Here is a 22,645-nt window from a genome sequence, read left to right as displayed (position 1 = left end):
GAGCGTGCGAGCGCTACAAAGATCAGAAAAATGAGAGCAAGCCATTGGATCGCGAGCACGCAGCCTGTGATGGCGCAAGCTATCGCTTCGATCGTGATGAATTTTGGAGCGCTCGAACGCCAATTGACCGACCTCTTGAATCGTCTTCAGGACTGCCCGGCCAATAGCCGAACTGCGCCAAAAGCATCCCTCTCCGAAACCGTCAAAGCTATCGACTTCGCTTCCCACAACGCGTTCGGCTCGTCACGCCTAGCTGATCGGATATGCGCTTTTACCGATTCTGCTCGAAGGCTGTCAGCTCGCCGCAATATCCTAATCCACGGTGAGATGCTTCAGACCACAGCCGGTGGCCTTGTCGTGGCGCATCTTCGATTACGTCCTCGGCAGCGCGTGGTCTATCAAATAACCGCTGCTGACGTCATCAAGCTCGACAATGATATCACCGTCGCGAACATCAATCTTGAGCTTTTCATGCTTGGTGTTGTTGATCCCCGCTTTCAAGAATCGCGAAACAATCCAGAATTGGCTAGCCAACTGCGGAATGCGACGGCGCGAGTTGGTCCGCCTACGTTCGTGCCGTTGAAGAAAGAGGCCTTCCCTCAGCTCTAACATTTGGACCGCGAGCAACCTCAGAACGACCCTGAAGTGAACTGGGTGAAAGCAGTCAACGTGACGTTCGAGGCCTTCGCCTCGACCCACGAACGACGCTAGCTGAGGCACACGCCAGACGCGACCAACCCACACCCCTAACTCCGCTCCAGAAACCGCAACGCCGTCAGGACATGCGTCTTCACCCCCAGCGGCAAGACCTTCTCGTTCGGTGAAAACTCCGGCGAATGGTTGGGCGCGGAGGTCGCGGGGTCGACGCCGTCGGGACTGGCCCCCAAGTGGTAGAAAACGCCGGGGATGACCTGCTGGAAATAGCTGAAGTCCTCGGCCACCGTGGTCGGGGGCGTGGCGGGGTTGACGTTGCCCGCTCCGGCCGCCTCGGTCAGGACAGGGGCCAGCCAGGCCGACAGGCCCGGGTCGTTGAACACCAGGGCGGCGTTCTGTCTGACGCCGAATTCGGCGGTGGCGCCATAAGCCTCGGCCACATGGTCGATGGCGGTCTCGGCGCGGGCGACCAAGGCGTCGCGCTGGGCCGTATCGAAGGTGCGCAGCGTACCCGACAGCGTCGCACTGTCGGGGATGATGTTGTAGCGGATGCCGGCGTTGATCGTGGCGATGGTGAAGACGGTCGGGGTCGTGGTCGGATCGACCGTGCGCGCCGTCAGGGTGTTGACCGTCTCGACCACCTGGCCCGCCACCGCGATCACGTCGATGCCGCGCCAGGGCCAGGCCCCATGTGTCTGTTTGCCCTTCAGGCTGATGTCCACGCGGTCGGACGCGGCCATGAAGCCTTCGGGCCGATAGAAGACGCTGCCCGCACGGCCCGGCACGACGTGCAGGCCGAAGATGGCCTCGGGCTTGGGATCGTTCAGCGCCCCTTCGGCGATCATCAGGGCCGCCCCGCCCTTGGGCTCGCCCGGAGGCGCCCCTTCTTCGGCGGGCTGGAACACGAAGACCACCGTGCCGGCGATCCGGTCCTTCATCCCCGCCAGCACCTCTGCCGCCCCCATCAGCATGGCCATATGCATGTCGTGGCCGCAGGCGTGGGCGACCGGCACCGTATTGCCCATATAGGTCCCGGTCGCGGTCGAGGCGAAGGCCAGACCCGTCGCCTCCTGCACCGGCAGGGCGTCCATGTCGGCGCGCAGGGCCACGACCCGGCCCGGACGGGCGCCGCGCAGAATGCCGATCACGCCCGTCTTGCCGACCCCGGTGCGGACCTCAAGCCCCAGAGACCGCAGATGTTCGGCGATCACCCCGGCCGAGCGGGTCTCGGCGAAGCCCAGTTCGGGATGCTGGTGGAAGTCGCGACGCCAAGCCGTCACCTCGGGCATCACGCGCTGGACGGCGGCGTCCACGCTCGCCGTATCGACCTGCTGAGCATGAACGCTCCCGGCCGCGAGCAGCAGCGCCAGGGTGGAGGCGGCGAACAGTCGGCGCATGTGAAGGTCCCGTGAAATTTTCTTACCTGTCGCAGGTGACGGCGCCGCGAGCGCTTGTGCAAGCCGTCGCGAACGGCGATTTCTGTCGGCATGGCCGAGAAGGACTTCAAGACCGCGAAGACGGAATGGCGGGACGTGGTCCTGGTGTGCCGCAAATGCTCCAAGAAGCTGGACGGCGGCTTCGGCCCCGGCGGCGACCTGACGCTGAAGAAGGCGCTGCGCAAATACCTGCACCTGAAGAAGGGCAAGCAGGGGCGAAAGGGCGGGCTGATCGTCACCGGCGCCGACTGTTTCGACATCTGCCCCAAGGGCGGGGTGGTCGCCGTCAACACGGCCCAGCCCAAGAAGCTGCTGATCATTCCCGCCGGCGCCGACCTGTTCGAGGTCAAGACGCGGCTGGGGCTGGACGACGGGCGTCGGTTGAAGTTGATCGAACCGGACTGAAGACAGCGGCCGGTTGCGCCTTCCTTCCGGCGACAAGCCGTGCCAGAGCGAAACCATGGATGACACTCGTATCGAAAAACGCGTCGGCGTTCAGGCGACCTCGGACCGGATTTGGGAACTGGTCGCCGATCTGTCGGGCTGGAGCGCCTGGAACCCGGTCGACACCGATGTCGAAGGTGCCATCGCCTATGGCGGCCGGCTGACGATGAACGAGGCCTGGCCCGACATGGCCGAGCGTCAGGCCCTGGCCGAGGTCGTCGAATGGCAGCCGCGCGTGCGTCTGGTCTGGGCGGAACGGCGCGGCTTCCTGTCCCAGAGCCTGCGCTACATCCAGATCGAGGAGCTGGGCCCCGGCAACTGCATCCTGACGGCGGGCATCCGATTCTCGGGCCTGCGTGGCGAGCTGTTCCACGACAAGCACCGCCCGGCGATCCGCCAGGCCCAGGAAGCCATCGTCGAAGGCCTGAAGGCGGCGGCGGAAGCGGGCTAGCCGCCCTCTTTCATCATGTCGATGACGTTCAGGATCGCCGGTCCCAGGATGACGATGAACAGCACCGGCAGGAAGAACAGGATCATCGGCACGGTCAACTGCGCCGGCAAGGCCGAAGCCTTCTTCTCGGCGGCGGACAGACGCAGATCGCGGTTTTCCTTGGCCATGACGCGCAGGGCTGTCGCCAACGGCGTGCCATAGGTCTCGGCCTGGGTCATGGCGGTGGCCACCGACTTCACGCCCGGATGGTTGGTGCGCTTGCCCAGGTTCTCATAGGCCATGCGACGATCGGGCAGATAGGACAGCTCGGCCGACAGCAGCGACAGCTCCTCGGCCAGGTCGATCGACGACGGCCCCATTTCCTGGCTGACCTTGGTGATCGCCGCCTCGATGGACATGCCGGCCTCGACACAGATCAGCAGCAGGTCCAGCGCGTCGGGAAACGCCTGCATGATCGAGGTGCGGCGCTTGGTGATGCGGTTCTTCAGATAGAGGTTGGGCGCATAGAAGCCCGCCACCGCCGCACCCATCACCAGCGTCAGCTTGTTCATCGTGGGCCAGTCCACGATCTTCATCACGAACATGTAGAAGGCCGCCACGATCATGAAGACGAAGGGCGAGGCGAAGCGGAAGAAGTAGAAGGTCGTCAGCGGACGCGGGCCGCGATAGCCGGCCTGGGCCATCTGTCCGGCGACCTTGGGGTCCTCCAGCAGCTTGGTCAGGTTCAGCCGATCCACGATCCGCTTCTTGAACCCGTCGTCGGTGTGACGCAGCGCGCCTTGGCCAGCGGCCATATTGGCCCGCGAGCGGCGTTTCAGGTCGTCGCGCCGTTCGGCGACGGCCTTCATCCGCTTGTCCAGCGCAACGCCCCCGGTCATCGACGACATCAGGGTCAGGACGGTGGCGAAGACCAGCACCCCAACGCCGATGCTGAGCAGGTTCTGTGGATCGGTGATGAAGCGGATGAAGCTTTCCATGATCCCCGCCTCAGAACTTGAACGAGATCATGCGCTTCATCACGAAGATGCCGGTCGCCATCAGGCAGACCGCCATCAACAGCATGAAGTTGCCGCGGAAGTCGGTGAACAGGGGCATCATGTAGGACGGCGTCGTCATCATGACCATCGTCATGACCGCCGGCGGCAGGGACGCAATGATGCCGGCCGAGGCCAGGGCCTCGGACGACAAGGCCTTGATCTTCTCGCCCATCATCCGCCGCGCGCGCAGCACGCCCGACAGGTTGCCCAGCGCCTCGGCCAGGTTGCCGCCGGTCTTCTGCTGAATGGCGATGACGATGGTGAAGAAGCGCAGTTCCGGCGTCGGCATCCGCTCGAACATCTTCTCCAGCGCCTGCTCCAGCGTCAGGCCGACGCCCAGTCCCTCGACCAGCTTCTGGAACTCCGGCCCCAAGGGCGCAGGACTTTCGCGAGCGATGATCTTGAAACATTCGTGGACCGGCAGGCCCGACTTGATGCCCCGCACGATCACGTCCACGGCGTTGGGAAACTCCAGCGAGAATTTCTTCATTCGCCCCTTGGCCAAGAAGCCGACGACCCAGCGCGGCAAGCCCAGGCCGAAGACCACGGCGACGCCCAGGACCGCCAGGATCGGCAGGCCCAGCACCAGGGCGACCAGCGCCGCAACCACCCCGACCACGGCGGAGATGATGTAGAAGGTCGTCACTTTCAGGCTGAGGCCCGCCTGTTTCAAACGTGACGCCAGGGTGGTGCGCGCCTTGCGCTCGCGACGATCCGCTTCCTGAAGCTGGACCAGGATCTGCTTGCGGCGCGCCTCGGGCGTATTGGCGGCGGCGGCCTTGCGGGCGATCGCGGGGTTCTTCTTGGCTTCGCCCAGGCTCTGGGCGCGCTTGACCGCCTGGGCGGACGAATCGTCGCCCCCGACGAAGACCCAGCCCAGGCCGCCGATGGTGATGAAGGCCAGAACGGCGGCGAGAATCGGCAGCATCGTCCTACTCCGCCGCGTCCAGGGCGTCGGCCAGCTCGCGCTCCAGCCCGTAGTAGCGGGCGCGGTCCCAGAAGCGGGGACGGGCGATGCCGGTCGAACGGTGACGGCCGATGATCTTGCCGTTCTCGTCCTCGCCGGTGATGTCGTAGACGAACAGGTCCTGGGTCACGATCACGTCGCCTTCCAGGCCGACGACCTCGGTGATGTGGGTGATGCGACGCGACCCGTCGCGCAGGCGGGCGGCCTGGATGATGACGTCGACCGAGCCCACGATCATCTCGCGGATGGTGCGCGAGGGCAGGCCATAGCCGCCCATGGTGATCATCGATTCCATCCGACTGATGGCTTCGCGCGGGCTGTTGGCGTGCAGCGTGCCCATCGAGCCGTCGTGGCCCGTGTTCATGGCCTGCAACAAGTCGAAGGCCTCGGGTCCGCGCACCTCGCCGACGATGATCCGCTCGGGGCGCATCCGCAGGCAGTTCTTCACCAGATCACGCATGGTGATCGTGCCCTGGCCTTCCAGGTTTGGCGGGCGGGTTTCCAGACGCACCACATGCGGCTGCTGCAGTTGCAGTTCGGCGGCGTCCTCGCAGGTGATGACGCGCTCGGTCGGGTCGATGAAGGCCGTCAGGGTGTTGAGCAGGGTCGTCTTGCCCGACCCGGTGCCGCCCGAGATGACCAGATTGCATCGCGAGGCGCCGATGACGCCCAAGACGCGCGCGCCTTCGGGACTGATGGAGGCGTACTCCACCAGGTTCTTCATCGTCAGCTTGTCCTTCTTGAACTTCCGGATCGTCAGCGTCGGACCGTCGATCGCCAGCGGCGGGGCGATGACGTTGACGCGCGACCCATCGGGCAGACGGGCGTCGCAGATGGGGCTGCTCTCGTCCACGCGGCGGCCGACCTGCGACACGATCCGCTGGCAGATGTTCATCAGCTGGGTATTGTCGCGAAAGCGGACGTTGGTCAGCTGGACCTTGCCGGCGACCTCGATGAAGACCCGCCCGGCGCCGTTGACCATGATGTCGGCGATGTCGTCGCGCGCCAGCAGCGGCTCCAGCGGACCATAGCCCAGGACGTCGTTGACGATGTCCTGAACCAGATGCTCCTGCTCGGCGACCGACATGGAGACGTTCTTGATCGCCACCAGTTCGGCGACGATGTCGCGAATCTCTTCCGACGCCGCCTTCTGGTCCAGATGCGCCAGCTGGGCCAGATCGATGGTGTTCATCAACGCGTTGAAGATCGTCGTCTTCGTGGCGTGATAGTAGTCGCTCTGTTCACGGACGATCTCGGCGACCGCCTGGGCCTTCTTCAGCTGCTCCAGGCCGGCCGTGGCCTTGGGGCCGGTTCCGGCGACGTTGCCGGTCGGGCGCGGCGCTTCCGGCTTGGGTTTGGGGCGCGATGCCAAGGCGTCGAGACGGTCGGCGGGCGCGGGCTGCGTCGGCGCCGATGCGCGTTCGAAGGCTTCCGCCGCCGGCTCCAGGTCCTCGTCGGCGAAGGCGTAGGCCTCGGCCCTGGCTTGAGCTTGGGCCTGGGCGGCCATCCCCGGCGGGGGCGCGGCGGCGTCGACCTTGAAGACGGACACAGGCTCGCCGGCCGGCGCAGGCGCCGGACGCATCGGCGCCGTCGTGACGCCGGGCTGACCTGTGCGCTTGCCGAACATGCGTCAGCGCTTCTTGAACATGTTGGCGAACAGGGACTTGGACGCGCCGTCGGCAGGCTTGGACGCCTTTTCCGACTTGGCGGGCTTGCTCGGCTTGCTCTTCGGACCCGTGATCATCGGCAGTTCGCGACGCGACACGATCTGCGCCAAGGTCTGGAAGGCCTCGGCCGCCTTGGTCTTGGCCCCGGCGTCCAGGATCATCTGGCCGTTGTTCGCGGCTGCGCCGAAGGTCTTGGCGTCGAAGGGGATCAGCAGGCTGGGATGCACGCCAAGCGCAGCGCCAAAGTCCTTGGCCGGAATCTCGGGACGGCCCGGCACCCCGACCTGGTTCAGCACCAGGCGCGGCGGCGCATCGTTGGGTCGGCCCTGACGGATCAGGTCGATCATGTTCTTGGCGTTGCGCAGGGACGCCAGGTCGGGCGTGGCCACCACCACCACCTCGTCGGCGCTGATCAGGGTGCGGCGCATCCACGGCGACCACAGGTGCGGCAGGTCCAGCACCACGAACGGCGCCGTGGCTCGAATCTGGTTCGTCACCTCCTCGAACGCCTCGGTCGAGATGTCCCAGTCCGTCTCCAGGCTGGCGGGCGCAGCGAATAGGCTCAGCTTGTCGGTGCAGCGGACCATCATTCGGTCCAGCAGGGTCGCGTCCAGCCGGTCGGGCTGGCCCAGGGCGTCGGCGACGCCGCTCAACGGGTCCTGGTTGAAGTCCAGGCCGGCGGTGCCGAACGGCAGGTCATAATCCACGATGACGGTATTGGCGCCGATCCGCTCGGAGATCGCATAGGCTGTGTTGTGCGCCACGGCCGACGCCCCCGCCCCGCCCCGTGCGCCGACGAAGGCGATGGTGCGCCCGACGAAGGGCTGGGCCGGATCGTTGAACAGGCCGCCGATGGCCGCGATCAGTTGCAGCGGCTGCAACGGCGCGACCAGATATTCGCTGACGCCGCGACGCATCAGTTCGCGGAACAGGATGATGTCGTTGGTGGCGCCGATGACCACGACCTTGGTGCCCGCGTCGCAGACTTCGGCCAGTTGATCGACCTCCCAAAGCAGCGTCTGGGGGTCTTTCAGGCATTCGACGATGATCAGCGGCGGCGTGGGTTCGTGATGATAGGTCTCGACCGCAGCCGCCACGCCGCCGACGCGGATCTGGGTCGTGGCGCGCGACAGGCGGCGATCCTGAGCGGCGCGCTCGGCGGCGGCCAAAGTATCCTGGCGCTCGGCGAAGACATGGATGGCGATGCGCGGCACCGACACTTCGCCGATATTGCTGGACGGCGCCAGGCCCGTGGAGCCCAGGCCTGTCGACGCCAGACCCGTCGACCCGAAATCGGTCGCGTCCAGTCCGGTTTCCATCAGGCTGGCCTGCGCCTGGGCCACCACGTCGCCGACCGGATTGAAGCCGGCGGCCTCAGGAAGGTAGGCGGGGGCGGCTGGAACCGGAGCGAACGGGGTGGCCGGAACACCCGGAGCAGCCGTGAACTGCAGCGGGGCGCGCGGCGTATCGGTCTCGAAATCGACGACCGGCTCGGCGAACGGCATGTCGACGTCGAAGGCGTCGTCGAACGTATCGAACTCGCGGGGTACGGGCGCTGTGCTCATGGGTCTAGTTCACCGCACGGGAGACGGCGGTCTCCCGGATCAGGGTTTCCGGCTCGGCGGATGTCGGCTTGCCGCCGCGATACAGATCGAAGACCACGGTGCGGCGCCCGACGTCGGCAGGCGTCATGGCGCGCGGCCGCTGGATGTCGCGCGGATCCTCGATCTGGGCGGCGAGGTTGGCCGTGACCGCGCAGCCGAAGTTGGAGGCGGATTGATTGTCGCCCGAACGGCCCAGATTGCCCCATGTCGTCCCGCATTGCGGCACGGCGGCGCGGACGGTCTGATAGCCGACCACGACCGGCGCCCTCGGATCCGGCGCCGCATAGCTGACAAGGGTGATGCGATCCGGCGACACGCCCGACGCCGCCAGTATGGACTTGATGTCATAGGCGGTCTTCAGCGCCACCGGATCGTTTCCGGCGGGCGCCTCGATCACCATCGGCACGGCGTCGACGTAGCGATAACGTCCGACCAAAGCCTGCAGGGCGTCGCCCTGGGCCGGCGACAGGCCGGTGTCATGAACCGCCAGGGCGATCCGGTCCAGATCGGGCTCGACCTGAAGCTGATAGCGCGAGGTCGGCGTCAGCGGCGGCTCGCCGCCCAGGCTGGCCGGGCCGCCGACGCAGGCGCCCAGCGCCAGGACGGTCGTGGTGAGAAGGGCGATGATCGGGGTGCGGATCACACTGCAAGTCATGGGGCGCTCACTCGATCACATAGCCGACCGAACCGGCCGGGGGCGCATTGGGCAGGCCATAGACCTGGTTCAGCTGTCCAAAGAGGATGGTCTGGCTGTCTTCGGCGATCCGCAGGCCGTCGGCCGGCGTCTGCATCCGGCCGGGCGAGGTCGGGCTGACGATATAGGGCTCGACGATGACCACCAGTTCGGTCTCGCCCATAAGATAGTCGCGCGAACGGAACAGCTGACCCAGCACCGGCAGATTGGTCACGCCGGGCAGCGAGTCCACCGCCTGGCGGCTGCTTTCCCGCAGCAGGCCCGCGATCATCATCGAACCGCCCGAGGGGATTTCTATGGTGTTCTCGCTGCGACGCACCGTCAGGCCCGGCAGGGTGATCGACGACGGCGTCCCCGCCCCGATGGTCAGGCCGCCTTGCGACGACAGTTCCGACACCTCGACCTTGACCTGAAGGCTGATGCGCCCGCCCGACAGCACCACCGGCCGGAAGGCCAGGCCCACGCCGTAGGGTTTGTACTGGACGGTGATCTGGCCCTGGGCGTCACGGCTGGCCGGCACGGGGAATTCGCCGCCCGCCAGGAAGCTGGCCGCCTCGCCGTTGACGGAGGTCAGATTCGGCTCGGCCAGGGTGCGCAACAGACCGACGCGTTCGAAGGCCTTCAACATGGCCTCGCCCTTGTTAAGACCGTCAGAGCCGGGTCCGGCGCCCTGCGGCGCCGTATCCCAGTTCGCGGCGTCTTGGGGGCCGTTCACAGTGTAGTTGCAGAGGACGCCGGGCGCGAAGGCGCCGCCGCACGGCCGTTGAAGCTGATAGTTCTTCGTCGTATCGATCGACGAGCCGGCGCTGATGCCGCCCAGCAAGGCGCCGTTGACGCCCCAGGTCGCTGCATTGCCCAACAGCCATTGCGTATCGCCCAGGCGGCCGATGACCGCAGACGTATTGAAACCAAGCTGCTTGATGACGTTGCGCTGAACCTCGACCACGCGAACCTTCAGCGTCACCTGGTCCGAACCCGGCACGGTGATCAGGTTCAGCACCTTTTCGGGCGCCGAGACGAAGGCGGCGGCGATGCGCGCGGCCTGGGTCGAGGAGGCGGGGTTTTCCGCCACGCCGGTCAGGATGATGCTGTCGTTGACCGCCTCGGCGCGGACCTGTCCGCCGGGGATCATCCGGTTCAGCGTGTCCTGCAGCGCGCTGGTGCCCGCATCCACCCGCACCTTAAGGCTCAGGATCGTGCGTCCGGCCCCGTCCAGGAAGACGGCGTCGGTCTCGCCCGGCGCGATGCCGATCACGGTGATGCGGCGCGGCGAGTGCAGCATGGCCTCGGCCACCTGCGGATTGGACACGATCACGTCGCGCGCGTCGGCCGGCAGATCGACGGCGAAGGATGTGCCGCGCGGAAGGTTGATCATCTGCGGCGCGGCGCCCATCGCCACGGCGGCGCGGGTCTGGGCGACGCCGGCGGGCGCGGCGGTCAGGCTGGCCAGAAGGGCGCAGGCGACGGCGGCGGTCTTTTTCATCGCGGATCGGCGCATCGGAACGACTTTCATGGGACGGCCACGATTTCGGGCGCGCCGCCGCGATAGATGCGAACGGCCTGGGGTTGGGCCGTCGCCGCAGCACGACGGTGCGTGGCGCCGGACGGGCCGGCCGTATCGGCATAGGAGCGCAGCGACAGCGACAGCTCGCCCTCGGCCTTGGCCTGGGCCAGCATTTCGGCGTCCTGCGGACGGACTTCCAGGGTGGCGGTCGCGCCGACCACGGCCTGTTCGTCGTCGCCGGCGCGCGTCGATTGGTCGATGGCAAGAACCTTGATGTTCTGCAACACGGTGCCGGAAATGAACTTGGACTTGGAGGCGCCTTCGACCGCGCCGTTGCGGTTGGTTTCTGCGGTCAGGACCACGTCCACTCTGTCGCCCGGCAGGATGAAACCGCCGGCGGCGGATTCCACGGTGACGGCGATCGCCATCGCGCGCATCCCCGGTTCGAGATAGGCGGCCAGATAGCCGCTGTCGCCGGCGCGCACGATCTTGCGCGCCACGATCGGCTCACCGGCGAGAATGGGTTCGCGCACGACCGAACCGATATAGTCGGATTTGGCGCCGGGTCCGGCCAGTTCGTTTGCTGCATGGGCCACACGCTCGACCGCGCCGGAGGCCTTCTCGGCCGCGTTCTCGGCGACGGGCTTTGCGGGAACAGGCGTGGAGCCGTCGGTGATGAAGACCGGATTGACCTCGTCCGCCGGCCAGTCTTTCCAGGCCAGATCGCCTTCGACCAGACGCTTGCCCGGCTCCAGATCCTTGGCGGCGACCAGCACCTTGGCCATCGGGCGGACCTCGACCGGGGCGGCGGCTGCGGGCGCGGCGGGTTCGTTCGAGGAGGATCCCATGGCCCTGACCACCAGGGCCAGGCCGATGGCCGAGACGGCGGCGATGCAGATGACGACGATGCGGGCGGGCTTCATCCAGAATGTCTCCAGCAGGCGCTGTGTTCGGATTCAGTTCCCGAGCCCTACCGTTAACGATCATGACCCTTACGGGTTAACGCTTCCTAAGCGGCGCGAACGCTGGTCCGTGTAGCCTCAGCGACCCGAGGCGAAGGTCAGCATCAAGCCGCTTTCCGGCAGAGCCAACAGGGCGCCGGCGGCGATGGCGACGCCATAGGGGATGTCGCCCTTGGGCTGCATCAGATTGACGACCCACCCTTGCGACACCGACGGTGCTACCATCGGGAAATACTGGCGGGCGGTCATCAGGAACAGGCAGAAGACGCCGCCAGCGATGCCGGTCCACAGCAGGAAGGGCGCGACGCCGCTCAATCCCATCCATAGACAGCTGGACGCCAGCAGCTTGGCGTCGCCGCCGCCGACCCATCCGGCCGCGAACATTCCCATTCCGACCACAAGCGCAGCCACGCCGATCCCGACGTGAATGGCGATATCCATCGGCGCGGCGCCGATCAGCAGGGCGACGGGAAAGAAGGCGCCGACCAGAGCCAGCGAGATCCAGTTGGGGATTTTCATCGTGATCAGGTCGTGCAGACCGCCGACGATCACGAGGGCCGGAAAGACGCCGAGCACGATGAGCAGCAGAATATCCATGGCGGCACTCTTCTCCGGCAGGGCTTAAGTTTGGGTTTCCGACACGTGAAAAGGGCCGGAGCTTGCGCCCCGGCCCTTCCCTCAAGACTTTTGCAGGTCTTACTTGTTGGCGGTGTCGAGCGAGCCCGCAACCTTCGTGAAGGTCGCCTTCAGGCTGGTGCTCATCGTGCCGAGAACCGTAATCAGGGCGACGGCGATCAGAGCGGCGATCAGGCCGTATTCGATGGCGGTAGCGCCCGATTCGTCTTTGGCGAAGCGCGAGATGAACTTGGTCATGGGTAGTTCCTTTTTCAAATGGTCTAGCGAGCAACTTGGCGGGGGGAGCCGGTAGCCCGCTTGACCCCCAAACGCAGGATCAAAATGCCAGACCCCCGTTAAATCTGAGTCACGAGGTTTGGTTACGCGCGGATTTACCAAAGAAAATTCTCATGGCGTCGCTTCAGGCTTTATTGAGGATCACGGCTGCATCATGCGTGCGTCCGCGTCCGCACGCGCCGTCATTCAGAGCCGCCGATGTCTCGCATCTCCGCCCCCGTCCTGGCGCAAGTCCTCGCCTTCGCCCTCGTCGCGTCTCCCATTGTCGCCCACGCCCAGAACGGCCCGCTCAACGTCGAGATCGATCGCTCGACCCGGGTCCAGCTGCGCGGCGCGGCCGCCTCGGTCATCGTCGGCAATCCGCAGATCGCGGACGTATCGATGGTCGACGCCAACACCCTGTTCATCGTCGGCAAGGGCTATGGCGTCACCGAGGTCGCCGTGGTCGACGGCGTCGGCCGCACCCTGTTCCAGCGCGAGATCGTCGTGTCGGGCGGCTCGACCGGCTCGGTCCGCGTCTGGCGCGGCGCCCAGGCGACGGAAATGGCCTGCGGTTCCTCCTGCGCCCCCAGCGTCCGCGTCGCGCCGACCAGCGCGCCGACCGCCCCCTGATCCCGGACATGAGCGCCCCGGACCCATCGGCCGCCCGTCAGCGTCGTTCGCGGCGCAGAAGAACGCGTGAAGGCGCGGCGGCCGTCGAGTTCGCCATGGTCGCCCTTCCTTTCTTCCTGATGATCTTCTCGATCCTGGAACTGGGCATCGTCTTCGTTCTGGATTCCGTGATGGAGACGGCGACCACGGAAGCCGGCCGCCTGGTCCGGACCGGCCAGGCCGATCAGCAGAAGTTCACCGCCGCCCGCTTCAAGACCGAATTCTGCAGCCGCATGATGCTGTTCGAGAGCGACTGCGCCAATCGCGCGACCGTGGATGTCCGCGTGATCCCCAAATTCACCGAGCCCAATCCTCCCGATCCGATCACCAACGGCGCGATGGACGAGAAAAAAACCATCTACGACGGCGGCAAGCCCGGCGACCTCATTCTGGTCAGCGTCTGGTATGTGCACCCGCTCGCCACCCCGATGCTGAGCCAGGCCACCTCGCCGCTCGGGATCGGCAAGATCATACTGCGCTCCACGACCGCCTTCCGAAACGAGCCATGGAATGCGTAGGTCCGGCCTGATCTCATGCTTCAGGGCCCTGGCGCGCGACACGCGCGGGCTGGCGGCGGTGGAGTTCGCCTTCCTCGCTCCGATCCTGATCATATTCTATTTCGGCATGGTCGAATTCTGTCAGGGCTATATGGCGCTGAAACGCACGGGCCATGTCGCCGCGATGACGGCGGACCTGGTGTCCCAATCCGATTCCGTCACCAAGACAGAGGTCCAGGATCTGCTCGCTTTCGGCGATCTGACCATGAAGCCGTTTGCTGCGAGCGGCCTGACCCAGCGGGTCTCAAGCGTCACTCGGGTCAATGAAACAACCTATCGGATCGACTGGAGCGTCGGAAAGGGCATCGCCGCGAAACTGACCGTTGCCGACGCCAATATTCCCGCCGACATGCTGGCCAACGGCGAATCCGTCATCGTGGCCGAGGCGAACTACGACTACAGGTCGCCGTTCGATCGTGTCGCCCCCTATGTCACCCAGTTCAAGCGGATGGCCTATCTGCGTCCCCGCACGGCCGACGTCATCGCCTGCAAGACCTGCTGACCTAAGGCCCGATCAAGGCGTCGCGCATCGCTGAAATCTTGACGTCGGTCTCAGCTTCCTCGGCAGCCGGATCGCTGTCGGCGACGATGCCGGCGCCGGCCAGGGTTCGGAAGCGCCAGACGCCGTCCGATCGTTCGAAACCGGCCGTTCGGATCAGGACCGAGGCCGTCAGGGCGCCGCTCTCCCCGATCAGGAACAGCGATCCGCACCACGGGCCGCGCGGCGGCTCATGCGTCGCGATCACCTTCATGGCCTGATGCTTGGGCGCGCCGGTGATCGAACCCGGCGGGAAGGTCGCCTCCAGCAGGTCGGCGGGGCCGACGCCGGCCGCTGCCCGTGCGGTCACCGTCGAGACGAGGTGATGCACGGTTGGATGGCGCTCGATCTCGAACAGGGTCTCGACGCGCACGGATCCCGGCTGTGACACCCGCGCCAGGTCGTTGCGCATCAGGTCGACGATCATCAGGTTCTCGGCGCGGTCCTTGGCGCTGGCCTGCAACTCATCCGCCAAGGCTTTGTCTTGAGCCGGATCGACGGCGCGCGGGCGAGTGCCCTTGATCGGGCGCGCCTCGATGCGGCGGCTGGCGGCGTCGAAGGCGATGAACAGCTCGGGCGAGTTGGACACCAGCGCCCGCTCCCCGATCCGCCAATAGGCCCCGAACGCCGAGGCCCGATCCTGTTGCAGATGCAAAAAGACGTCGAAAGGATCGGCGTCCGCCTTCAACGCGCCGGCCCAGGCCCGCGCGATATTGGCCTGGAACAGCTCGCCCGCCGCGATCCGCTGAACCACGTCCGATACGGCGGCGCGATAGGCCTCGGCCGGCGCTTCGGCGTCGAAGGTTTCGGCCGGCGCAGACGGCGGCGCGACCACGCGAGCCTCAGCCAGCCAACTCATCGCCAGATCCGCCGCCGCCCCTGCCGCCTCGACCGTCGTTCCTCGCCCGACGGCTTGCACCGACAGTCTATGGTGGTCGAAGGTCAGCAGGGCCGGATAGCGGGCCAGCATCAGGTCCGGCCAGGTCGTCTCCCGCCGCCCGGTCGCCGGGCGCGCGCCGGCGTCATAGGCCGCCAGCCCCACCACGCCCGCGCCGAACGCCGGATCTCTCAGCGCCTGAAACGGCGCTCCGTCATCCACAGGACCGACCAGGACGCGATCCGGCGCCGTGGCGACGTGGGACCAGCGCCCGCCCGGCCCGCCGTCCGACAACAGGGCCAGCGCGCCGTCACCGCCGCCCAGTCCCGCCGCGACCGCGACCGGCTGCGTCCACGGCGCATCGCGCACCACGACGTGGTTGAAAACCTCGCTCACGCCGACAGCTGCTCCACGATCCGGTCGCGCCGGGCCGCATCGACGCCCAGGGCGTCGCTCAGATAGGCGTCAACCGACCCATGCCGCGCCTCGACCTCGGCGAACGCGGCCTCCAGATAGGCGGCCTCGACGCCCAGGAAGGCGACGACGGCGTCGTCGGACGCGATACGCCCCGTCATCTTGTGCAACTGCCTGGCGATGCCGGGCGCGCGTCCGGCCAGATCGACCGCCGTATTGGTCAGCAGATAGTCCTCGATCATGTCGTCGCGGGACACGCCCAACAGGTTATGGGTCAGGGCGGCGAGGAAACCCGTCCGATCCTTGCCCGCCGCGCAATGGATCACCACCGCCCGGTCCTGATCGGCCAGAGCTTGGAAATAGCGGGCGAAGACATCCTGATGCGACGAATCGAACGGCAGGGTCCGATAGGTGGCTTCCATGAACCGACGCCCCGAATCCGGCGTCAAATCCGCAGTCTTCAGGAAGGCGATATGCGGCGCCTCGGCCCCGTCGTCGACGCCGCCTTCGATCACCAGGCCGGTGAAACCCTCCGGCCGACGCGACGGCTGATCGCGCCGCTCGCCGGGGCGACGCAGATCGACCACGGCCCCGATGTCCAGCCGCCGCAGCCGCTCCAGATCCGCATCGCTGGCCCGCGCATGGTGGGCGGAGCGCAACAGACGGCCGGGCTGCACGCGCCGCCCGGCCGTCGTGGCGTAGTCGCCATAGTCACGGAAGTTGTCGATGGCCTCGAAGGCGTGAAGACGGGTGGTCATGCCCGCGCTTCTAGCTTGATTTCACCGATCTGGCAGCAGGCCCGCCATCGCGTCGAGATAGGCGACGAAGGCGTCGCGCCCCTGGTCGGTCAGGCTGGCCTCGGTCAGGGGCTTTCGGCCCTTGAAACTCTTGGTCACGGCGACGAAACCCGCCTCTTCCAGCTTGCGCAGATGGACCGACAGATTGCCGTCCGTGGTCTGCAATCGGGCTTTCAGGCTGGTGAAATCAGCCGTCCCCGCGCCCGACAGATAGGCCATGATCCCCAGCCGAATGCGCCCATGGATGACATCGTCGATCCGGCTGATGTCGAAATCATCGGCCATGTTCAGACCACCTCCGACGGTTCCTGGCGCATCAGGATGACCCCTGGAACCAGGGCGACGGCCATCAGGACGGCCGTGAACACCAGATAGATCGCCGGGCTTTCGATGAACCAGGCCACCGCGACCGCGCCGGCATAGGCCGCCAGGGCCGTGAACGACATCCAGCGCGTCTTCGTCATCGCCGCACCGATCATCCAAGCCGAGCCATAGGCGACCAGCACGGTCGTGGGCATCACCGCCATCCACGACCAATTCCCGGTCTTGAACGATAGAGCCATCAGCGCCAGCCAGGTGACGAAGATGCCATAGCCAACGCCGGACCAAGCCGCGCTGACCGCCTTGTTGCCAGCCGAGTTGATACCCGGCTTGCCCTTCATGCGTCCGATCAACACCGTCAACCCGATGGCGAAGACGACGCCAGAGGCGATCCAGAGCCACAGCTGCACCCATGGATTGACCTGGATTATTCCCGCCTGAATGGCCCACTGGCCAATGTTGGCGGCGCCGAAAACGATGGCGGCCGTAACCAGGATCGGTCCCGCCAGCAGCGGCGCATGGCGGCCCTCGTGCGCGAGGCTGCGCATATAGGCGATGTCGTCCTGAATGGCCTGGGTCTCGCGGGTCATGGGTCTCTCCTCCTCAAATCCGATGGCGGAAGCATCGTCCACAAACTTTGTGTTGTAAAGTTCTTTCTCGACATCGCCTTGGTGCATAGAAAAAGGGGCGGAACCGAAGTCCCGCCCCTCAATCTGATTGTCTCGCCCGTTATAGTCGGGGGGCGCCGCCGCGTCCGCGAAGTCCGCCGGCCACGAGGGCGATGACGAACAGGATGATGGCGACAACGGCGACGAATTTGGCGATTTCGAACGAGAAGTTCGCAATGCCGCCGAAGCCGAGAACGGCCGCGACCAAGGCCACGACCAGGAAGATAATTGCCCAACGCATCATGGGTTTAGCTCTCCTGAGTTGATGTTGCCGTCGGCGACCCTAGAGCCGTTCGTCGGTCCGTTGCATCAACGTCGTGGCGGCTTGGCCGTTCCCTCGTTCGGGCGCCTTATCGACGGCGACGGCTCTTGTAGCCGCCCTGGTCCATCTTGCGGTCCGCGACCATGCTGGCGACGATGGCCGCCAGAGCCGGATTGCGCAGCAGGAGGAAGGCCGCACCCAGACCGCCCACGGCGCCAACGATGGGCCGCTCGCGCACGATATGGATCACCTTGCCCAGCAAGCCTTCCGGCTCTTCCTCTTCGTCGTCCTCGTCGTGCTTGTCGCCCTTCAGGAAGACGACGGCGACAATCAGGGCGACCAGGGCGAACAGGCCGAAGGTCACGGCCGCGGCGCCCAACGGCGTCAGCTTGAGGCTGAGCGCATAGAAGATGGATACGCCAAGAAAGACGACGGCCAGAAACACGCTGGCGGCGACGACGGCCGTCGCCACCAGCTTTTTGACGATGCCCTTGAACATCAGCGGCGACGGCCGGCCAGTAGCATGCCCAGGATGACACCAACGCCCAGAGCCACCGCGGTGGACTGAAGCGGACGCTCCTGCACGCGCTCGACGACATAGCGTTGCGCCTCGTCGAAGCGTTCGGCGGCGTCGTCGTAATATTCGCGGCCCTTTACGCGGGCTTCGTCGTAGTAGCCGCGAGCCTGGTCGCGGACTTCGTCGCTCTTGGCGCGCAGCTTGGCTTCGGCCTCGGCGGCCTTCTCGCGCAGGCGCTGAGTTTCCTCGCGGGCGCCGGTCTTCAGATCCTCCTTGAGGGTCTTCAGGTCGGCCTTGATGTCTTCTCGGGCCTTGGTGGTGGCCATGATGCGCGCTCCGTTGAAAGCTTGGCGGTAGAATAGAGAACCCCGTCTGGCAACGCCACACTCCGAACGAGGTTCCAACAGATGGGCGCCCGCCTGCGCCCTCGCCACGGGCTTTTCGCCGCACTAGAACGGTCGCATGACCCAATGGCTGTTCCCGCCCCGTCCCGCCCCTTCGCTGCCGATCGTCGGATCGGACCAGCGGTTTCCCGTCCGTCGCATCCTGTGCGTGGGCCAGAACTACGCCGCCCATGCGCGCGAGATGGGGTCGGACCCCGACAAGCAGACGCCCTTCTTCTTCGCCAAGCCCGGCGACGCCGTAGTGTCGGACGGGGCGAACCCCGCCTATCCGTCGGCGACGGCGAACCTGCATTACGAAGCCGAACTGGTCGCGGCTATCGGGCCGGACGGTAAAGGCGGGGTCGCCATCATCGGCTGGGCCGTCGGCTGCGACCTGACTCGCCGCGATCTCCAGGCCGAGGCCAAGACCGCCGGCCGGCCGTGGGACGCCGCCAAGGGGTTCGACCAGTCCGCGCCGTGCGGCCCCATAACCTTGGGCGCCCTGCCCCATCCCGCCGGCGCCATCGGCCTCAGCGTCAACGGCGAGGTCAAGCAGGCGGGCGCGCTGGACGACATGATCCTGAACCCCGACCGCATCGTCGAGGCGGCGCAGGCTCTGTGGTCGCTTCAGCCCGGCGACCTGATCTTCACCGGCACGCCTTCCGGCGTCGGTCCGGTAAGCCCCGGCGACCGTGTGGTCGTGACCGTCGAGGGTCTGGAGACGCTCAGCTTCGAGATCCAGCCATGATCCTGCACGGCTATTGGCGTTCGGGCGCCAGCTACCGCGTCCGCATCGCCCTGTATCTGAAAGGGCTGGGGTACGACCTCTCCGCCCACGACCTGCGCAAGGGCGAGCAGAAGACGGCCGACTATCTGGCGCTGAACCCGCAGGGCATGGTCCCCGCTCTGCAAGACGGCGACCTGATCGTCACCCAGAGCCCGGCCATCCTGGAATGGCTGGAGGAAACCCACCCCGAGCCCTCCCTGTTGCCCACAGGCGCAAATGACCGCGCGGCCGTGCGCGCCATGGCCGCCCTGATCGGCTGCGACATTCACCCGCTGAACAACCTGCGGGTGCTGAAGGCCTTGCGGTCGAATTTCGACGCCGATCAGGCGACCGTGGACGCCTGGGCCGCCGGGTGGATCGCGCCGGGGTTCGACGCGCTGGAGGCTTTGATCGCCCGCCACGGCGGCGCCTGGTGCTTCGGCGATGCGCCGACGCTGGCCGATTGCTATTTGATTCCACAGCTTTATTCGGCACGGCGGTTCAACATGGACCTGTCGCCTTGGCCCCGCCTTCTGGCCATCGAGGCGACCGCCGAGGCGCACCCCGCCTTCGTCTCGGCCCACCCGGATCGTCAGCCCGACGCGGATGCCTGATTTTCGCCTGATTGCGCATATCAGCGGTGGATAAGTAGGGTTCGCTTAAGGTCTCGCTCAGCGTCCCTTAAGCATTGCGGCTCATATTGCGGGCGTGTCGTATTCCCCCGCCACACCTTCGGCGTCGTCGCCCATCCATCGCCTGGCCCTCGCCGTGGTGACAGAGCCCGAACGCGCGCCCGGCGCCTTCATGAGCGCGCCGTCCGGCGCCCGCGAAGAGGCCATGCGTTTTCTGCTGCAAACGGGGGCCGACGCCGGCGTCAAACTGATCGCCACCCGCCCCGAGGGCGACGGCGAGCGCCTGCTGGGTCAGGCCTGGCCCTTCCCGTCGCCCTTCCAGGTGACGGTGCGGACCGTGCCGATCAGCGAAGGTGTGGACCGGGTCGAGGCCCGCGCCCGCCGCTCATTGGAACGTATGGGTCTGCCGCGCGGCGACGTGCTGCTGATTTCCAACGCCGCTGACTTGGCCGGCGCCGAGGGTCGCGCCCTGTGGGATCGCGCCCGCAGCCTCAAGGATCGCGGTCTTTATCGCCGCATCGGTTTCTGCGCCACGCTGGAGGACGGTCCCGCCCTGCTGGCGCGCCGTCTCGAAGCCGATGTGGTTCAGGTGCCGTGCAGCCTGCTGGACCAACGCGCCGCCCAGGACGGCGTGCTGGAAGCCATCGCCGATACGGGTGCATCCGTTCATCTGTCTTCGGTCTTCGCCGGCGGCCTGCTGTTCGCGGGCGGCGACGATCTGCCGGTCGAACTGGCCAGCCACGCCCAGGCCCTTTCGCGCACGCGCCGTCGTCTGGCCGAACAACGTTGTGACCCGATGCAGGCGGCCCTGGGCTACGCCCTGGCGCTGAAAGGCGTGGACAAGGTGGTGGCCAGCGTCGCTTCCGCCGCCGAACTGCGCGCCATCCTGGCCGCCGCCCACGCCCCCTGTCCGAACCTGGACTGGGCGTCTCTGGCGCTCGAAGCGCCGGCGGCCTTCACCGCCGGCGCCCGCGCCCGGATCAGTAGCGCAGCCTGATCCCGACATAGCCGGAACGTCCCGGCTCTCCGTAACCGAACACCTGCTGATAGTGTTCGTCGGCCAGGTTCTCGATCCGGGCCGTCAGGGTGACCTGGTCGGTCAGTTCATAGGCTGCGTTCAAGTTGGCCGTGACGAAGCCCTCGCGGGCCACAGTCGAGAAGCCGCCGCTGTCGTCCTGGTCGCCCTCGGCCCGCACCGTCAGCGCGCCCGAGACCCGGTCGCCGGTCCAGCCCAGGGTCGCCGAACCGGCGTGTTCCGGCACGCGCAACAGGCGAGCGCCCGTCGTACGGTCCTCGGCGTCGGTCCAGGCATAGGCCAGCGTCAGGTCGAAACCGGCGCCAAGCAGGGCGCGGCCTTCCAGCTCGAACCCGTCCGAACGGGTCTTGGCGACGTTGATGTAACGGCCGGCCGTATAGGTGATCTGGTCCTCGACGTTCAGGCGATACAGGGTCGCGCGGCCATCGAACCGGCCGTCGGCCGAGGCCCAGCCCAGGGCGATCTCGACGCTGTCGGCCGTTTCCGGCTTCAGTTCGGGATAGGGCAGCGGTGCGAAGCAGAAGTCGCACACCGCCTGGCTGACGGTCGGCGACTTGAAGCCGGTGCCGTATGCGCCCGACAGGATGAAACCACCGGCCAGATCATAGGCGGCCGAAACCCGGCCCGTCGTCTTGGAGCCGAAATCGTCGGTGTCATCGTAACGCAGGCCGCCGGTCAGGTTCAGCGCCCCGACATCATACTGGGCCACGCCGAACACCGAGGTGATCGACAGGTCGCGCGACAGGCCCGACGACAGAGCCGCCGACGCCTCGTTGCGTTCGACGCCGAACGCATAGTCGATGTCCTGCGTCGCGCCGTTGGCCTGCCAGCGATAGGCCTGGCGGTCGCCGGTAAAGGTCGAGCCGAAGCCGCCGCTGACCGAGCTGCGGTCGATGTCCGACGCCGAGACGCTGAACTGATGGTTCAGGCCGAACGCCTTGGCGGTCACCCGGCCAAAGCCCGACCACTGCTCGCTTTCCTGCGTGTCGTCGGTGTCGGCCAGCGAGAAGTTCGGCGCCGGGAAACCGTCCAGGTCGGCCTTGCTTTTATTCCAGCGCACCGAGCCATCGACCTTGACCAGGTCCGAGAAGGCGTAACGGCCCTTGGCGCCCAGGGTCGTGCTGCGGAAGCCGTCGGCCTCGGGATTGCCGTCGGCCTCATCGGCGGCGGAGATGCCGTCGGTGTCGAAGCGCGAAACATAGGCGCTGAAGGCGTAGGTCTCGTTGGCGACGCCGGCCGACACACGGCCACGCACCGTGTCGAAGCTTCCGGCTTCGGCTTCGGCGCGCAGGCCGTCGATCTCCTTGGTCGTGAAGGAAATCACGCCGCCGATGGCGTCGGAGCCCCACAGCGACGACTGCGGGCCGCTGAGCACTTCGATGCGCTCGATGTCGGCCAGCTCGAAACTGGAGAAGTCATAGGCGCCGTTGGGCTCGGCCGCATCGTTGACCGGCGCCCCGTCCACCAGGACCAGGGTCTTGCCGGGCGTCGCGCCGCGCATACGCACCTGAGCCACGCCGCCGAAAGCGCCCGAGCGGGTGACCGACAGGCCCGGCACGTCGGCCAGGATGTCGGCGGCGAAGATCGCGCCGCGCTTTTCGATGGTCGCGCCGTCGATGACGCGGGCGCCGGGCGTGTCGGCGACAATGGCCGGGATGCGGGTGGCGGTGACGACGACTTCGTCAAGCTGGGTCGTGTCGTCAGCAAATGCGGGTGCGGCGAAGGCGGCCGCGATCGCGGCCGTCGAGAGAAGAATGGAACGCTTCATTGAGCGAGATCCCCGTTTCCGGTCCCGCGAATGCGCGCGAGAGACCGTTCAAAGCGAGCCGACCCGCCAGACCGAGGGTCTGGACGGCGCAAGGTCGGGTCGCTGCGACGAGATAGTCCCGCGCCT

Annotated in this window: 27 protein-coding genes; 9 read left to right on the top strand and 18 right to left on the bottom strand. The window is 66.6% G+C overall.

Annotation, left to right across the window (positions count from 1 at the left end):
* Nucleotides 1–69 precede the first annotated feature (69 nt).
* Nucleotides 70–609 carry a hypothetical protein gene (locus WC597_RS05670; protein WP_372692324.1) on the top strand — a complete coding sequence of 180 codons (540 nt, stop codon included), beginning with the start codon at nt 70–72 and terminating at the stop codon, nt 607–609.
* 137 nt (nt 610–746) lie between these two features.
* Here the strand turns inward: WC597_RS05670 and WC597_RS05665 are convergent, their stop codons facing one another.
* On the bottom strand, nt 747–2,051 hold the full coding sequence (locus WC597_RS05665) for an amidohydrolase (RefSeq protein ID WP_372692323.1): 1,305 nt from the start codon (nt 2,049–2,051) through the stop codon (nt 747–749).
* A 90-nt stretch (nt 2,052–2,141) separates the two neighbouring features.
* On the opposite strand from WC597_RS05665, the gene WC597_RS05660 reads away from it, so the two are divergent.
* Both WC597_RS05660 and WC597_RS05655 read left to right on the top strand, forming a co-directional pair.
* On the top strand, nt 2,142–2,495 hold the full coding sequence (locus tag WC597_RS05660; protein WP_372692322.1) for a hypothetical protein: 354 nt from the start codon (nt 2,142–2,144) through the stop codon (nt 2,493–2,495).
* Nucleotides 2,496–2,550: 55 nt separating this feature from the next.
* Nucleotides 2,551–2,985, top strand: coding sequence for an SRPBCC family protein (locus WC597_RS05655; RefSeq protein WP_372692321.1), 435 nt, complete (start codon nt 2,551–2,553; stop codon nt 2,983–2,985).
* On the opposite strand, the gene WC597_RS05650 is transcribed toward WC597_RS05655, so the two are convergent.
* The 9 genes from WC597_RS05650 to WC597_RS05610 all read right to left on the bottom strand — a co-directional run bounded on the left by WC597_RS05650 (nt 2,982) and on the right by WC597_RS05610 (nt 12,293).
* Nucleotides 2,982–3,962: a type II secretion system F family protein gene (locus WC597_RS05650; RefSeq protein WP_372692319.1), complete on the bottom strand. Its 981-nt coding sequence runs from the start codon at nt 3,960–3,962 to the stop codon at nt 2,982–2,984. The genes WC597_RS05655 and WC597_RS05650 overlap by 4 nt on opposite strands.
* A gap of 10 nt (nt 3,963–3,972) precedes the next feature.
* Nucleotides 3,973–4,950 (bottom strand): type II secretion system F family protein, encoded by a 978-nt coding sequence (locus WC597_RS05645; protein ID WP_372692318.1) that lies wholly within the window; start codon nt 4,948–4,950, stop codon nt 3,973–3,975.
* A gap of 4 nt (nt 4,951–4,954) precedes the next feature.
* Nucleotides 4,955–6,616, bottom strand: coding sequence for a CpaF family protein (locus tag WC597_RS05640; protein ID WP_372692316.1), 1,662 nt, complete (start codon nt 6,614–6,616; stop codon nt 4,955–4,957).
* 3 nt (nt 6,617–6,619) lie between these two features.
* Nucleotides 6,620–8,221: a CpaE family protein gene (locus WC597_RS05635; protein ID WP_372692315.1), complete on the bottom strand. Its 1,602-nt coding sequence runs from the start codon at nt 8,219–8,221 to the stop codon at nt 6,620–6,622.
* 4 nt (nt 8,222–8,225) lie between these two features.
* The gene (locus tag WC597_RS05630) at nt 8,226–8,915 is read right to left on the bottom strand and encodes a CpaD family pilus assembly protein (RefSeq protein ID WP_372692314.1); all 690 of its coding nucleotides are present in this window, start codon (nt 8,913–8,915) and stop codon (nt 8,226–8,228) included.
* 7 nt (nt 8,916–8,922) lie between these two features.
* Nucleotides 8,923–10,437 (bottom strand): type II and III secretion system protein family protein, encoded by a 1,515-nt coding sequence (locus tag WC597_RS05625; RefSeq protein WP_372692313.1) that lies wholly within the window; start codon nt 10,435–10,437, stop codon nt 8,923–8,925.
* A gap of 26 nt (nt 10,438–10,463) precedes the next feature.
* A complete protein-coding gene (gene cpaB, locus WC597_RS05620) occupies nt 10,464–11,381 on the bottom strand; it encodes a Flp pilus assembly protein CpaB (protein ID WP_372692312.1) in 918 nt (305 codons plus the stop codon).
* A gap of 117 nt (nt 11,382–11,498) precedes the next feature.
* Nucleotides 11,499–12,017: a prepilin peptidase gene (locus WC597_RS05615; protein WP_372692311.1), complete on the bottom strand. Its 519-nt coding sequence runs from the start codon at nt 12,015–12,017 to the stop codon at nt 11,499–11,501.
* A 99-nt stretch (nt 12,018–12,116) separates the two neighbouring features.
* Nucleotides 12,117–12,293, bottom strand: a complete 177-nt coding sequence (locus WC597_RS05610) for a Flp family type IVb pilin (protein ID WP_372692310.1) — start codon at nt 12,291–12,293, stop codon at nt 12,117–12,119.
* Between the two features lie 237 nt (nt 12,294–12,530).
* On the opposite strand from WC597_RS05610, the gene WC597_RS05605 reads away from it, so the two are divergent.
* Genes WC597_RS05605 through WC597_RS05595 form a run of 3 tightly spaced genes read left to right on the top strand, consistent with a single transcriptional unit; the run spans nt 12,531 to nt 14,042 of the window.
* On the top strand, nt 12,531–12,944 hold the full coding sequence (locus WC597_RS05605; protein ID WP_372692309.1) for a pilus assembly protein N-terminal domain-containing protein: 414 nt from the start codon (nt 12,531–12,533) through the stop codon (nt 12,942–12,944).
* Nucleotides 12,945–12,952: 8 nt separating this feature from the next.
* A complete protein-coding gene (locus WC597_RS05600; RefSeq protein WP_372692307.1) occupies nt 12,953–13,501 on the top strand; it encodes a TadE/TadG family type IV pilus assembly protein in 549 nt (182 codons plus the stop codon).
* A complete protein-coding gene (locus WC597_RS05595; RefSeq protein ID WP_372692306.1) occupies nt 13,494–14,042 on the top strand; it encodes a TadE/TadG family type IV pilus assembly protein in 549 nt (182 codons plus the stop codon). Before WC597_RS05600 ends, WC597_RS05595 begins: the two co-directional genes overlap by 8 nt.
* Nucleotide 14,043: 1 nt before the next feature.
* On the opposite strand, the gene WC597_RS05590 is transcribed toward WC597_RS05595, so the two are convergent.
* The 7 genes from WC597_RS05590 to WC597_RS05560 form a co-directional block, all read right to left on the bottom strand.
* The gene (locus WC597_RS05590; RefSeq protein ID WP_372692305.1) at nt 14,044–15,351 is read right to left on the bottom strand and encodes an anthranilate synthase component I family protein; all 1,308 of its coding nucleotides are present in this window, start codon (nt 15,349–15,351) and stop codon (nt 14,044–14,046) included.
* The gene (locus WC597_RS05585) at nt 15,348–16,127 is read right to left on the bottom strand and encodes a tyrosine-protein phosphatase (protein WP_372692304.1); all 780 of its coding nucleotides are present in this window, start codon (nt 16,125–16,127) and stop codon (nt 15,348–15,350) included. The genes WC597_RS05590 and WC597_RS05585 overlap by 4 nt, the downstream gene beginning before the upstream one ends.
* 21 nt (nt 16,128–16,148) lie before the next feature.
* Complete coding sequence (locus WC597_RS05580) at nt 16,149–16,451, bottom strand: transcriptional regulator (RefSeq protein ID WP_159848628.1); 303 nt, start codon at nt 16,449–16,451, stop codon at nt 16,149–16,151.
* A 2-nt stretch (nt 16,452–16,453) separates the two neighbouring features.
* On the bottom strand, nt 16,454–17,077 hold the full coding sequence (locus tag WC597_RS05575) for a hypothetical protein (RefSeq protein WP_372692303.1): 624 nt from the start codon (nt 17,075–17,077) through the stop codon (nt 16,454–16,456).
* A gap of 139 nt (nt 17,078–17,216) precedes the next feature.
* Nucleotides 17,217–17,399: a DUF1328 domain-containing protein gene (locus WC597_RS05570; protein ID WP_291538791.1), complete on the bottom strand. Its 183-nt coding sequence runs from the start codon at nt 17,397–17,399 to the stop codon at nt 17,217–17,219.
* Nucleotides 17,400–17,505: 106 nt separating this feature from the next.
* Complete coding sequence (locus WC597_RS05565; RefSeq protein ID WP_372692301.1) at nt 17,506–17,916, bottom strand: hypothetical protein; 411 nt, start codon at nt 17,914–17,916, stop codon at nt 17,506–17,508.
* On the bottom strand, nt 17,916–18,260 hold the full coding sequence (locus tag WC597_RS05560; RefSeq protein ID WP_159848619.1) for a YqjD family protein: 345 nt from the start codon (nt 18,258–18,260) through the stop codon (nt 17,916–17,918). The genes WC597_RS05565 and WC597_RS05560 overlap by 1 nt, the downstream gene beginning before the upstream one ends.
* Before the next feature lie 136 nt (nt 18,261–18,396).
* On the opposite strand from WC597_RS05560, the gene WC597_RS05555 reads away from it, so the two are divergent.
* The 3 genes from WC597_RS05555 (at nt 18,397) to WC597_RS05545 (ending at nt 20,712) form a co-directional block, all read left to right on the top strand.
* Complete coding sequence (locus WC597_RS05555) at nt 18,397–19,065, top strand: fumarylacetoacetate hydrolase family protein (protein ID WP_372692300.1); 669 nt, start codon at nt 18,397–18,399, stop codon at nt 19,063–19,065.
* The gene (maiA, locus tag WC597_RS05550; RefSeq protein WP_372692299.1) at nt 19,062–19,697 is read left to right on the top strand and encodes a maleylacetoacetate isomerase; all 636 of its coding nucleotides are present in this window, start codon (nt 19,062–19,064) and stop codon (nt 19,695–19,697) included. Before WC597_RS05555 ends, maiA begins: the two co-directional genes overlap by 4 nt.
* A 94-nt stretch (nt 19,698–19,791) precedes the next feature.
* Nucleotides 19,792–20,712, top strand: a complete 921-nt coding sequence (locus WC597_RS05545; protein ID WP_372692297.1) for an aldo/keto reductase — start codon at nt 19,792–19,794, stop codon at nt 20,710–20,712.
* On the opposite strand, the gene WC597_RS05540 is transcribed toward WC597_RS05545, so the two are convergent.
* Nucleotides 20,696–22,519, bottom strand: coding sequence for a TonB-dependent receptor plug domain-containing protein (locus tag WC597_RS05540; protein ID WP_372692296.1), 1,824 nt, complete (start codon nt 22,517–22,519; stop codon nt 20,696–20,698). The two genes, WC597_RS05545 and WC597_RS05540, sit on opposite strands and share 17 nt — an antisense overlap.
* Nucleotides 22,520–22,645 lie beyond the last annotated feature (126 nt).

Origin of the sequence: Brevundimonas sp. (assembly GCF_041648115.1) — a bacterium.
Classification (GTDB): domain Bacteria; phylum Pseudomonadota; class Alphaproteobacteria; order Caulobacterales; family Caulobacteraceae; genus Brevundimonas.
Note: the sequence above shows the minus strand (reverse complement) of the source record. Positions and strands in the feature narration are given on the sequence as shown.